Annotated in this window: 5 protein-coding genes; 4 read left to right on the forward strand and 1 reads right to left on the reverse strand. The window is 72.2% G+C overall.

The genetic code is table 11. The features are described from left to right. Positions 1 to 33 precede the first annotated feature (33 nt). Positions 34 to 6,087 (forward strand): amino acid adenylation domain-containing protein, encoded by a 6,054-nt coding sequence (locus AC5WJ1_RS25850; RefSeq protein ID WP_494476678.1) that lies wholly within the window; start codon positions 34 to 36, stop codon positions 6,085 to 6,087. Positions 6,088 to 6,099: 12 nt separating this feature from the next. Here the strand turns inward: AC5WJ1_RS25850 and fhuF are convergent, their stop codons facing one another. After that, positions 6,100 to 6,753, reverse strand: a complete 654-nt coding sequence (gene fhuF, locus AC5WJ1_RS25855; protein WP_167884543.1) for a siderophore-iron reductase FhuF — start codon at positions 6,751 to 6,753, stop codon at positions 6,100 to 6,102. Between the two features lie 360 nt (positions 6,754 to 7,113). Between fhuF and AC5WJ1_RS25860 the strand changes: the two genes are divergently transcribed. The 3 genes from AC5WJ1_RS25860 to AC5WJ1_RS25870 are packed head-to-tail and all read left to right on the forward strand — an operon-like array spanning position 7,114 to position 13,153. Continuing rightward, positions 7,114 to 10,341, forward strand: a complete 3,228-nt coding sequence (locus tag AC5WJ1_RS25860) for a non-ribosomal peptide synthetase (RefSeq protein ID WP_494476679.1) — start codon at positions 7,114 to 7,116, stop codon at positions 10,339 to 10,341. Then, positions 10,338 to 12,017, forward strand: coding sequence for a cyclic peptide export ABC transporter (locus AC5WJ1_RS25865; protein WP_494476680.1), 1,680 nt, complete (start codon positions 10,338 to 10,340; stop codon positions 12,015 to 12,017). Before AC5WJ1_RS25860 ends, AC5WJ1_RS25865 begins: the two co-directional genes overlap by 4 nt. A gap of 53 nt (positions 12,018 to 12,070) precedes the next feature. Beyond that, the gene (locus AC5WJ1_RS25870) at positions 12,071 to 13,153 is read left to right on the forward strand and encodes a GNAT family N-acetyltransferase (protein ID WP_494476681.1); all 1,083 of its coding nucleotides are present in this window, start codon (positions 12,071 to 12,073) and stop codon (positions 13,151 to 13,153) included. Position 13,154: the final 1 nt, after the last annotated feature.

Raw genomic sequence — 13,154 nt, forward strand, 5'->3', positions numbered from 1 at the left:
GCTCCCTGAAATCCATTGACAGGTCCCGCCCCCATGTCAGACGCATTGAGTACCGCGCACGCGCAAGTCGCCGCGCAAGTCGCCGAGCGCTTCGCCCGGCTGGAGCCGGCGCAGCGCGCCGCCTTCCTGGCCGCGCTGCACGGCAAAGGCGTGGCGTTTTCCACGCTGCCCATCGTGCCCGCGCCGCGCACTGGCGCGCTGCCGCTGTCGTACGCGCAGCAGCGCCTGTGGTTCCTGCAGCAGCTGGAGCCCGCCAGCACCGCCTATCACATGCCGGGGGTGTACCGGCTCGAAGGCCCGCTCGACGCCGCGGCGCTGCGCCGCGCGTTCGCGCAGGTCGGCGCGCGCCATGAAGTGCTGCGCACCACGTATCCGATCGATGCTGCCGGTGTCGCCTGCCAGCAGGTGCATGAAGACCTGCCACCGGCCTTTGATGCCATCAACGCCATCGACGCCGATCCGGACGGCCTCGACGCCACCGTCGCGCGCGTAGTCCATGAGCCGTTCGATCTCGCCGCCGGACCGCTGTGGCGTGTCGCGCTGATCCGCGAGAGCGCGCAGTCGCACGTGCTGGTGGTGGTGCTGCACCATATCGTCGCCGACGGCGCGTCGATCGTCCGCCTCGTCGCCGAACTGGCCGCCTGCTATGCCGGCACGCAAGCCGGCACGCAAGCCGGCCTGCCGCCATTGCCGGTCCAGTACGCCGACTATGCCGCCTGGCAGCGCAACTGGATGGAGGCCGGCGAGGCCGAGCGCCTGCTCGGCTACTGGCGCGAACGCCTGGGCGACAGCGCGGGCGCGGCGCTCGACCTGCCCGCCGACCGCCCGCGCCGCGCCGCGCGCAGCGGCGAGGGCGCCGAGCACGTGTTCACCATCCCCGCCGCTGTGGCCGCAACGTTGCGCGCGCTTGCCGCCTCGCGCCATGCAACGCTGAACATGGCCCTGCTGGCCGCCTACGCGGTGCTGCTGGGCCGCTATACCGGCCAGTCCGACCTGCGCATCGGCGTGCCGGTGGCGAACCGCCAGCGCAGCGAGACCGGGGCGCTGATCGGCTGCTTCGTCAACATGCAGGTGATGCGGGCGGAGGTCGACCCGGAGCAGCCGTTCGCCGACCTGCTGGCGCGGCTCGCCGCGCAGGCCGCCGCGGACCAGGAGCACCAGTCGCTGCCGTTCGACCTGCTGGTCGAGGCGCTGCAGCCCGACCGCAGTCTCGGCCAGCCCGCATTGTTCAACGTCACCTTCGACCATCGCACCGCCAGCGCGGCGGCTCTGCCGCAACTGGCGGGGCTGCGCGTGACGCCGCTGGAACTGCCGGTCACCACCGCGCGCTTCGAGCTGAGCCTGGCCACGGCCGAGCTGGCCGATGGCAGCCTGTGCGGCCGCATCGCCTACGCCGCCGACCTGTTCGATGCCGCCACGGTCGCGCGCATGGCGGGGCATTATGTGCGCCTGCTGCAGGCCTTCGCGGCCGATCCTGCGACCACGCCCGGCACCGCGGTGCTGCTCGCCGACGCCGAGCGCGCCGCGCTGGCACGCTGGAGCCAGCCCGACTGCCCGGCAACGCCGTTCGTGGCCGTGCATGCGCAGGTGGCCGCGCACGCGCGCCGCGCGCCCGCTGCGCCAGCAGTGCTGTATGGCGACGACGTCCTGACTTATGGCGAGCTTGAACGCCAGGCAAACCGGCTTGCGCACCGGCTGATCGCGCAAGGCATCGGTGCCGAATGCCGCGTCGGCGTGGCGCTGAACCGTTCACCGCGCATGCTGGTGGCGCTGATGGCGGTGCTCAAGGCCGGCGCCTGCTTCGTGCCGTTCGATCCCGCCTATCCGGCACGGCGCCTGCTCGACATGCAGCAAGACGCTGCGCCGCGGCTGCTGCTGACCGAGCGCGCGCTGCGCGATGCCTTCCCGGTCGCGCCGGACCTGCCAGTGCTGCTCTTGGACGACGGCGACGATGCCTCGTGGCCCGACCACGACCCAGCCGTGACGATCCATGCCGGGCAGCTGGCCTACGTGATCTACACCTCCGGCTCGACCGGCCGGCCCAAGGGCGTGGCCGTGGCACACGGGCCGCTGGCGATGCACGTGGTCACCACCGCCGCGTGCTACGACATCACCGCGGCCAGCCGCGAACTCCATTTCCTCTCGTTCAGCTTTGACGGCGCGCATGAGCGCTGGATGGTGCCGCTCGCCAGCGGCGCCAGCATCGTGCTGCGCGACGACACGCTGTGGAGCGTCGAGCAGACCTACGCCGCGCTGCGCCGCCACGCCGTCACGCACGCGGGCTTTCCGCCGCGCTACCTGCACCAGCTGGCCGCGTGGGCCGAGGCGCAAGGCGACCCGCCGCCACTGTGGCTCTACTCCTTCGGCGGCGAGGCCATGCCGCGCGCGGGCGTGGAACGGCTGACGCAGGCGCTGCGGCCGCAGCACATCATCAACGGCTATGGCCCGACCGAAACCGTGGTGACGCCGCTGGTGTGGAAGGCCGCAGCGGACGAAGCCGCCGCGCAGGTGAGCGGCGCCTATGCGCCGATCGGCAGGCCGGTCGGCACGCGCAGCGCGCACGTGCTGGACAGCCGGCTCGAGCCGGTGCCCGTCGGCGTGCCGGGCGAGCTGTACCTCGGCGGCGAAGGGCTGGCGCGCGGCTACCTCGGCCGCGCCGGCATGACCGCCGACCGCTTCATTCCGGATCCCTTCGGCGCGCCCGGCGCGCGCCTGTATCGTACCGGCGACCTGGTGCGCTGGCGCCCGGATGGCTGCATCGAATATCTCGGCCGGCAGGACCACCAGGTCAAGATCCGCGGCTTCCGCATCGAACTGGGCGAGATCGAGGCGCACCTGCTGGCCCAGCCCGGCGTGCGCCAGGCGGTGGTGCTGCCGCACGAGACGCCGGCCGGCACGCGGCTGGTTGGCTACGTGGCCGCGCCGGCCACCGTGCACGCCGAAGCGCTGCGCAGCGCGCTCGCCGCGGCCTTGCCCGACTACATGGTGCCGGCCGCGGTCCTGCGCCTCGACAGCCTGCCGGTCACGCCCAACGGCAAGCTCGACCGGCGCGCGCTGCCCGAGCCGCAGTGGCAGGCCGAGGCCGCCTACGCCGCGCCGGTGTCGGCGCCGGAGCGGATGCTGGCGGCGGTGTGGGCCGACGTGCTCGGCATCGCGCAGGTGGGCTTGCACGACAACTTCTTCGCGCTCGGCGGCGACTCGATCCTCAGCCTGCAGATCGTCGCGCGTGCCCGCCTGCAGGGCTGGCGGCTGACGCCGCGGCAGGTGTTCGAGCACCAGACCGTGGCCGCGCTGGCGCAGGTGGCACAGCGCGTGGACGTGGCGGCGGAGGATGCCGCCAATGACGCGGCGGAACATGGCGCGGCGCCGCTGACGCCGGTGCAGCGGGCTTTCCTTGGCCAACCGCTGGCCGCGGCCGCGCGCAACCGCTTCAACCAGTCGGTACTGTTGCGGTCCGGTTCGGCCATCGACACGGCGGCGTTGACAGCCGCGCTGGCGGACGTGGTTGGCCACCACGCAGCGCTGCGCTTCCGCTTCAGCCATGCCGATGACGGCTGGCACCAGCAGGCCGTTGTGAAGGCCGCCGACGCGTTCGTGTTGACGACGGCCGAAGCGCCCGATGCAGCGGCCATCACCGCTGCGTGCGACGCCGAGCAGGGAAAGCTGGATATCGAGCAGGGCCCGCTGCTGCGCGCACTTCAGCTACGCGTCGCGGATGGCAGCGAGCGCCTCTTCCTGGTCTGCCATCACCTGGTGGTGGATGGCGTGTCGTGGCGCATCGTGCTGGAAGACCTGCAGGCGGCATATGCCGCGCGGCTGGCCGGGCAGGCGCCGGCGCTGGCACCGGTGGGCGCCAGCTATGCCGCATGGAGCCGCACGCTGGCTGGCCCGGCGCGCGCCGTGTTTGCCGGCGAAGGCGCCTACTGGCAGGCAGTGGCTGAAGGCGGCCTGGATCTGCCGGGCGATGTGTTCGACGCTTCGGAGCCTCGCCCGGATGGCGCCTGCACGGCCAGTTTCGCCCTCGACGCGGCCACTACCGACGCATTGCTGCGGCGCGCCCACGCTGCCTACCGCACCGGCGTCAACGACCTGCTGCTGGCAGCTTTTGCGCGCGCGTTGTGCGCTTTCACCGGCTGCGACGAGATCCGCATCCATGTCGAAGGGCACGGGCGCGAAGCCGAGGCAGCCGGCACGGCGCTAGACCTCAGCCGCACGGTGGGGTGGTTCACCAGCATCTGGCCGCTGCGCCTGGCCAGCGTCGATAACCTTGGCGACACCATCGCCGGCGTCAAGGAAGCCCTGCGCGCGGTGCCGCGGCGAGGACTGGGCTATGGCGTGCTCGGGACCGCCGTGGCGGCGCCGCAGGTGCTGTTCAACTACCTGGGCCAGTTCGACGGCAGCCTGCGCGCCGGGGCGGGCGGCTGGCAGGTGGCGGCGGAGGACACCGGCAGCGGCGTGTCCGCCGCGATCCCGTTGCCGGCACCGCTGGCCTTCGACGGCCGGGTCCAGCATGGCTGCCTGCAATTCCGCTGCACGTATCGCGGCGGCCAGTTCCGCGAGGCCACCATCGAGGCGCTGCTGGCGCGCATCGCCCAGGCCCTTCGCGACGTGGCATCGCATTGCGTGGCGCAATCCGCCGTGCGGCTGACGCCGTCGGACATGCCGGCCAGCGGCCTGTCGCAGGCGCAGCTGGACGCGCTGGCGCTGTCCGCAGACGAGATCGAGGACATCTGGCGGCCGACGCCGATGCAGCGCGGCATGGTGCGCCATGGCACGCGCCATCCGGGCTCGCCGGCGTACATGGTGCAGGTGCAGGCGACCATGGACGGGCTCGACGCCGAGCGCATGATCGCGGCATGGCGGGCCGCGCTGCGGCGCCATCCGGTGCTGCGCGCGCGCGTGGCCTGGCTGCCAACGCCCGGCGAGGCCGAGCCCCTGCTGGTGGTGCCGGCGCAGGCGCAACTGCCTGTCACCCGCCATGACTGGCGCGGCCGCAGCAGCCCGGCGCAGTCCGCCGCCGACGATATGGAATGGCAGGCGCTGTGCGAGGCTGAATTCCGCCAACCGTTCGACCTGTGCCGCGCACCGCTGATGCGGCTGACGCTGGTGCGCATCGCCGACGATGCCTGGCGCTTCCTCTGGACCTGGCACCACTTGCTGCTCGATGGCTGGAGCATGTCGCGGCTGCTGGGTGAAGTGCTGCGTGGCTACGACGGGGAACTGCCCGCCCAGGCGGCATCGTCGCTGCGCCGCTACGTGGCGTGGCAGCGGGCGCAGCCCGGCGCGGACGAGCATTGGCACACGCGGCTCGCGCCGCTGCAGCGTCAGCCGGTACGGATCACGCGCGAGATCGCGCCGGCGCAGCGCGGCCAGCGCGGCCAGCATATGGGCGCCGTCGAGCATGTGGTGCAAGCCGGCGCGCTGCGCACGCTGGCCGCCTTTGCCAGCCGCCAGCATGTCACTGTCAACACGCTGGTGCAGGCCGCCTGGCTGCTGGCACTGCGCCAGGCCACCGGTGCCCGCACCGTCGGCATGGCGGTGGTCGGTTCGGGGCGCTCGGCGGAGCTGCCCGGCATCGAAGACATCATGGGCCTGCTGGCCAGCACGCTGCCGCTGGTGCAGGACCTGCCCGACACGCTGCGAGTGGCCGACTGGCTACCGGCGCTGCAGGCGGACAACCTGGCCCTGCGCGAAACCGAGCACGCGCCGCCGGCGTGGCTGCAGTCCTGGGCGGCCGGCAGCGACGACACGGCGCAGGCGCCGTTCGACACCATGCTGATCTACGAGAACTACCCGGTCGACAGCACGCTGCGCCAAACCGAGCGCGGCGCGCTGCGCTTCAGCGACGTGGGCAACCGCGGCCAGATGAGCTATCCGGTGACCGCCATCGTGATCCCCCGCGAAACGCTGACATTGCGCGTGGAATACGACACGGCCGCGCTTGACGACGCCGCGGCGCGGGAGTTCGCGCGGCATTGCCTGGCGCTGCTGCTCGCGCTGCCCGCACTGGCCGATGCCACGCTGGCCGAACTGCCGGCACGCGTAGCCAGCGCCAGCGAGGGCGGGGCGAGTGCGCTGGCTGCATAGGCGGAGATGGTTTCAGCTCGGCAGCAGGCGGCGCGGGCAGTCCCCGCACAGCGGGAAGCCGTGCAGCCGGTAGCGCAGGCAGCACAGCCGGCGCAGCCACAGCGTGGTGGTGGTGCCGTCGCGGGTGACGCGGTGCGCGCGCATCGGCGCATGCAGCGGGTTGTCGCGGCCGTCGGGGCGCGTGCGGGTGTCCATCAGCCACGCGGCATCTTGCGCCAGCGTCGCCTCGGTGGCCGGCAGGCCCGGCTGCAGCAGGGCGGGCGCGTGGCGGAACACCTCGGCGACGACGGCACCGGCATTGGCCCACAGCAGCCGCGGCGACGCGCCGCTGGCCGCGGCGAGCGCCTGCACCAGCGGCGCCAGCAGGTCGTCCAGCAGCGGGCCGTAGCGCTGGTGCGGCGGCGCCCGGTGCAGCGCCTCGCCGCCATGCGGCAACAACAGCGTCACGGCGCGGCCGCGCCGGTCGGCCCGGATCGCGGCGTCGCGCAGCGGCAGCACGTGGTGCGCCAGCGCGGCGGCGGCCACCACGCCGGGCAGCAGCGACGAGAAGCCATGCCGCGCCCAGACCGAGCCGGTCACGCGCGAGTCGATGCTGCCGTGGTGCGCGGCGCTGAGCTGCAGCGCACGCGCGAGGGGGGCCGGCGGGCGAGGAGCCGAGCGCGGCAATGGCGATGTCCGCAGGCGCGGGCGGGCCGGCCGCCACGGCTTCGGCGTATTGCCGCAACGGCCCCGGAAACAGTTCAAGCAACAGCGGTAGCGGTAGTAGAGCAGACAAGAGGCAGCCCTGAACGGCGTTGTATTTGTGCATCCAACGCCATCTTTCAAGTTGAAGATGAGAATGATTATCAGGTATATTCGCAATTGCATTTGTAGAGACAACCCCGTACCCGGGCGCTTTCCTGACCGGCAGCCGTGGCAGCGCGGCGGTGGCGAAGCGCTTGCGGCCATGCCGGGTCCACGGCGGGCCAGCGCGGGTCGAGGCAGCCAGGCCACCGGCGCCTGCATCGCCGCTCCGGAGAAGACCCGATGACGCAGCCCGATTTGACGATTCGAGCGCGCGCCGCGCACGGCCCGGCGCCGCTCTCCTTCGCCCAGCAGCGGCTGTGGTTCCTGCAGCGCTACGCGCCGGACAGCACCGCCTACAACCTGGTGCGCGCGTGGCGCCTGCACGGGCCTCTATCGGCGCCGGCGCTGGAGCGGGCGCTGGCGCTGGTGACGTCGCGCCACGCCGTGCTGCGTACCCGATTCTCGTCCGGCGACGGCGAGCCGTGCCAGCTGGTCAGCGATATGGCGAATATGGCGCCACCCGTGCAGTGGCTCGACCTGCCGGCAGGCGAGGTCGACGCGCTGCTGCGCAGTGAAGCCGCGCGCGTGTTCGACCTGCACGCCGCCGCGCCTTTCCGGGTCACCGTGGCCCGGCTGGATGACGGCGCCCATGTGCTGGTCATGGCCATGCACCACATCGTTTCCGACGGCTGGTCCAATCCGATCCTGGCGCGCGACCTGGCATGCGCTTATGGCGCCGCGCTGGATGGCACCGACCCGGGCTGGACACCGTTGCCCGTGCAATACGCGGACTATGCCGCCTGGCAGCGCGAGCGCCTGGCCGGCCCCGCGCTCGACGCCGCGCTGGCTCGCTGCGCGCAGCGGCTGGGCACGGCCATTCCCGCGCTGGAACTGCCGCTCGACGCGCCGCGTCCGGCGCGCCCGGCCGGCAAGGGCGGGCGCATCCGCTGGACGCTGTCGGATGGCGTGGCGGCGGCGCTGCGGGACTACTGCAGCGGCACCGCCGGCGGCGGCCGCACCACGCCGTTCGCCGTGCTGCTGGCGGCCTGGCAAGCGCTGCTGGCGCGCTACAGCGGCCAGTCCGATTTCGCGGTCGGCGTGCCCAACGCCGCGCGCACCCACGAAGAACTCGACGAACTGGTCGGCTGCTTTATCAACACCCAGGTCTATCGCGCGCGGCTGGCGCCTGGCCTGACCGGCCGCGCGCTGTGCCAGCAGGTGCGCGACGACGCCCGCGCCGCGCTCGACCATGCCGACCTGCCGTTCGAATTGCTGGTCGACAAGCTCGCACCGGCGCGCGACCCCAGCCGCACGCCGGTATTCCAGGCGCTGTTCAACCTGCAGATGGGCGAAGCCGCGTCGCTTGCGCTGCCCGGCCTGCAGGCGAGCGCACTGCCGGTGCCCGACGACAGCGCCAAGTTCGACGTTACGCTCGACCTGCAGGCCAGCGCGACGCGCGTGCTGGCCACGCTCGAATTCGATGCCGAGCTGTTCGCCGAAGCGACGGCGCAACGCATGGCCCGGCACTACGAGCAGCTGCTCGGCGCGATGCTGGCGGCTCCCGACGTGCCGCTCGGCGCGCTGCCGCTGATGGACGCAGGCGAGCGCGCCCGGACGCTGGCTAGCGCCAACGACACTGGCCTGGCCCTCGACGCCGCCGACGACGTGGTGGCCCGCATCGCCCGCGCCGCCGCGGCCACGCCGGATGCCATCGCCATCACCGACGGCAGTGCCAGCCTGACCTATGCGGAGCTGGAAGCCGGCGCCAACTGCATCGCGCACTGGCTTGCCGGGCAGCAGGTGCGCACAGATACCCTGGTCGGCGTCTGCCTGCCGCGCACGCCGGCGCTGGTGGCGGTGCTGCTCGGCATCCTCAGGGCGGGCGCCGCCTACCTGCCGATCGACGCGCATCATCCGCCCGCGCGGAACGCCCACATCCTGCGCCACGCCAGCCCGCGCCTGATCCTGGCGGCGGCAGGCACGCGTGCCGCGCTGGGCGACAGTGCCGGCGTGGTGCTGGTCGACGGCGACACGCCGCCGTGGCATGCGGCGCCTGCAATCGCCCCGGCGCTGGATTGCCATCCGGCGCAGCTCGCCTACACGCTCTACACCTCCGGTTCGACCGGCACGCCCAAGGGCGTGCAGATCTCGCGCGCGGCCTTTGCCAACTTCCTGCGCGCGATGACGCCGGTGGTGCCGATGGACGGCAACGACCGCCTGCTGGCGGTGACCACGCTGGGCTTCGATATCGCGGGGCTGGAACTGTTCCTGCCGCTGGCCAGCGGCGCCCGCGTGGTAATCGCCACGCGCGACGACGCGCGCGATCCGGCGCGGCTGGCGGCGCTGATGTCCGCCTATGGCATCACCGTGATGCAGGCCACGCCCGCCACCTGGCAGATGCTGGTCACGCAGGCCACGCCCGCGTGGCAGGGCCTGCGCGTGCTGTGCGGCGGCGAGGCGCTGGGGCGCGAGCTGGCGACTGCGCTGCTGGCGCGCGGCGCCGAGGTCTGCAACGTCTACGGCCCGACCGAGACCACGGTCTGGTCCGCCGCGCATGCGCTGGCGGGCGAGGGCGCAGGCATGCCCGCGTGGGCGGTGGCGCCGGTCGGGCATCCGATCGCCAACAACCAGCTTTACGTGCTGGACGCGCGCCTGGAGCCGGTGCCCGCAGGCGTGGCCGGCGAGCTCTACATCGGCGGCGCCGGGCTGGCGCGCGGCTATGCCGCCGATCCGTCGCGCACCGCCGCGGCGTTCGTGCCCAACCCGTTCCATCAAGGCTCGCCCGGCGCCATGGCGGGCGACCGCCTCTACCGCACCGGCGACCTGGCGCGCAAGCGTGCCGACGGCATCGTCGAGTTCCTCGGCCGCCGCGACCACCAGGTCAAGGTGCGCGGCTTCCGCGTCGAGCCAGGCGAGGTCGAGGCGGTGCTGGCCGCCTGCCCGGGCGTGCGGCACGCCGTGTGCGTGGCCCGCCCCGGCCCCGATGGCATGGCGCGGCTGTGCGCCTACTACGTGGCGGGGGCGCACGCGACCGACGACGCCATCCTGGCCCGCCTGCGCGAGCAACTGCCCGGCTACATGGTGCCGTCCAGCCTGACGCGCCTCGACGCGCTGCCGCTCAACGCCAACGGCAAGGTCGACCGCCAGGCGCTGCCGGAGCCGGCAGCGCCGCGCGCCGCGGCCGCGCTGTCGACGCCGACCGAGCACGCGCTGGCCGGGCTGTGGTGCGCGGTGCTGGGCGTGACCGAAGCCGGCGCCGATGACGACTTCTTCCTGCTGGGCGGCCACTCGCTGCTGCTGGTGCGGCTGCAGACCCGCATCCGCGAGCAGATGGCGTGCGAGCTGGCGCTGCCGGCGCTGTTCGCCGCGCCGGCGCTGCGCGACATGGCCGCGGCGATCGACCAGGCCGGCCGGCGCGATGCCGATGCCGACCTGGCCTTCATGAACGACCTGCTGGAGACCCTGTGAACCTGTTCCTGTCATTGCGCCGCCGCTTCGGCGGCCTGCTGTTGCTGGCGCTGGCCGCGGGTACCTGCAGCGCGTTCGCCGGCATCGCGCTGATCGCCGGGATCAACCGCATGATTGCCGCGCCGGCAGGGCTGGAAGTCATGGAGGCCGGCCGCATCGGCATCCTGCTCGGCCTGCTGGCGGTGCTGTTCGGCTGCGGCTTCGGCTCGCAGGCGCTGCTGACCGCGCTGGGCCACCGCGTGGTCTACGACATGCGCATGCGCATGCTCAAGCGCGTGCTCGATACCGATGTCGAGCGCCTGGAAGCGATCGGCGGCCCCACCGTCTATGCCACGCTGACCAAGGACATCGCCTCGATCGGCATGGCCTTCAATCGCGTGCCGTTCGTGTTCTACAACGGCGTGCTGGTGGCGGGCGGGCTGCTGTACCTGGGGTGGCTGTCGTGGCAACTGTTCGTGCTCGGCGCCGCGGTGCTGGGCGGCGGCGTCCTGCTGGCGCAGCGCTGGGTGCTGCGCATGCGCGGCCTGATGAAGGCCGTGCGCGACACCGACGACCGCCTCTACGCCGGCTACCAGGGCGCCATCGACGGCCGCTATGAACTTGCGCTGAATGCCTGGCGCAAGCAGGGCTTCTACCAGCGCGACTTCGAGCCCGCCGCCGAGTTTGCGCGCGCGCATGAAGTGCGCGCCGACCGCTACTGGGTGCTGAGCCTGTCGTTCACCGCGGCGCTGATCCTGGGTCTGGCCTGCGCGATCTTTATCGCGGGCGATGCGCTGGGCATTGCCCGCGAGCGCATCACCGCCTTCGTGCTGGTGCTGATGTTCCTGCGCATGCCGCTGAATGACCTCGTCGGCACGCTGCCGATCCTGATGACCGGCAACGTCGCGCTGCGCAAGATCGACACGCTGCGGCTGGCGCCGTACACGGAAGACTTCGCGCTGCTGCATGCCAGCCACAACGCGACGGTGCCGGCTCCGGGCATGCCGCTGCTGGCGCTGCAGGACGTGCGCTACGACTACCCCGGGCAAGGCGACGAGCGCGGCTTCCGGCTGGGCCCGGTGTCGCTGACGCTGGCCGCCGGCGAGACCGTGTTCATCGTCGGCGGCAACGGCAGCGGCAAATCGACGCTGATGAAGCTGCTGGCGGGCCTGTACCAGCCCACGGACGGCAGTGTCTCGCTGGCCGGCGCGGCAGTGGGTGCGGCGCAACTGCCCTGGTATCGCAGCCATTTCGCCACGGTGTTCTCCAACGCGCACCTGTTCGCGCGGCTGGTGGGTCCGGACGGCAAGTTCGATGCCGCGGTGGCCAATGCCTTCCTGAAGCGGCTGCACATGGACCACAAGGTCGCGATCCGCGACGACCTGCTGTCGACCACGCAGCTGTCGCAGGGCCAGCGCAAGCGGCTGGCGCTGCTGGCGGCCTACGTCGAGGCACGGCCGGTGCTGCTGCTGGACGAATGGGCCGCCGACCAGGACCCGGTATTCCGCGCCTACTTCTATGAATCGCTGCTGCCGGAACTCAAGCGCAGCGGCAAGACCATCGTCGCGGTCAGCCACGACGACCGCTATTTCCACGTGGCCGACCGCGTGATCCGCTGCGACAGCGGCGTGATCCGCGCCGACAGCGCCAGCGCCGGCATCGACGCCGGCAACAACCAACAACAGGCCGCCGCATGACGCGCGCCAACATTCAGAGGGAGTCAGCTCAAATGCAAAGCAACGCGTCTTCGATGACCCACGCCGTCGCCGGCCAGCCGTGGTCGTCCGATTCCACAGCAGCCTCCGCCATCCTGCAAAGCCGCTGGGACGGTGCGACGCTACAGCTCAGCCTGCACGGCGCGCCGCTGCAGGCGTGGCAGTTCACGCCGGGCGCGCAGCCCCGCATCGCGCTTGCCGGCACCGCGCCGGACCACCCGCTGGCACGCGCCGCCACCTTCGCCGCCTGCGAAGCAGCGCTGGCGCGCACGCCTGCCGCCGAAGCGATCGCGCTGGACGTACCCGACGCCCTGGCCGCCGCGATGCTGCGCGAAGGCAGCGCCGTACGCGATGCCAACAGCCAGCTGGTTTCGCGCGTCGAGCAGTTGTGGCAGCTGCCGGCGCTGTGGCACACCGGCACCTCGGGCCGCGATTTCCCGCTGCAGTACGCCATGAGCGCGGGCAAGCGCCATCCGCTGCGCGCGCCCAAGCCGGGCGGCCAGGTCTATGCGCGCCATATTCCCTGGCTAAACCAGGTGTTCTCGATGCGGGTAGCCGACCTCGATGCCGACCTGCAGTGCTTCCATGGCTGGATGAACGACCCGCGCGTGGCGGTGTTCTGGCAGGAGGCGGGCGACCTCGCCAGGCATCGCGGCTACCTGCAGGCGCAGCTCGACGACCCGCACACCATCCCGCTGATCGGCTGCCTGGACGGCAAGCCCTTCGCCTACTTCGAGGTGTACTGGGCCCGCGAAAACCGCATCGGCCCTTACTACGACGCCGACGACTTCGACCGCGGCTGGCACGTGCTGATCGGCGACGGCGCGATCCGCGGCAAGGCGTATATCAGCGCCTGGCTGCCGTCGCTGATGCACTACATCTTCCTCGACGATCCGCGCACGCAGCGCATCGTCGGCGAGCCGCGCATCGACCATGTGCAGCAGATCCGCAACCTGGACCGCTCCGGCTTTGCCAAGGTCAAGGCCTTCGACTTCCCGCACAAGCGCGCCATGCTGGTGATGCTGCTGCGCGAACGCTTCTTCGGCGAGCGCCTGTGGGTGCCGCAGGAAGAGGCGCCGGCGCAAGCCTGCGCAGCACTTGCAGCACTGGCTGCCTGAA

It is taken from the genome of Cupriavidus sp. MEYA8 (genome assembly GCF_059278825.1).

Coding starts and splice junctions, on each gene's coding strand:
- AC5WJ1_RS25860 (WP_494476679.1), top strand. CDS start 7,114: ATGACGCAGCCCGATTTGACGATTCGAGCGCGCGCCGCGCACGGCCCG.
- AC5WJ1_RS25850 (WP_494476678.1), top strand. CDS start 34: ATGTCAGACGCATTGAGTACCGCGCACGCGCAAGTCGCCGCGCAAGTC.
- AC5WJ1_RS25870 (WP_494476681.1), top strand. CDS start 12,071: ATGACCCACGCCGTCGCCGGCCAGCCGTGGTCGTCCGATTCCACAGCA.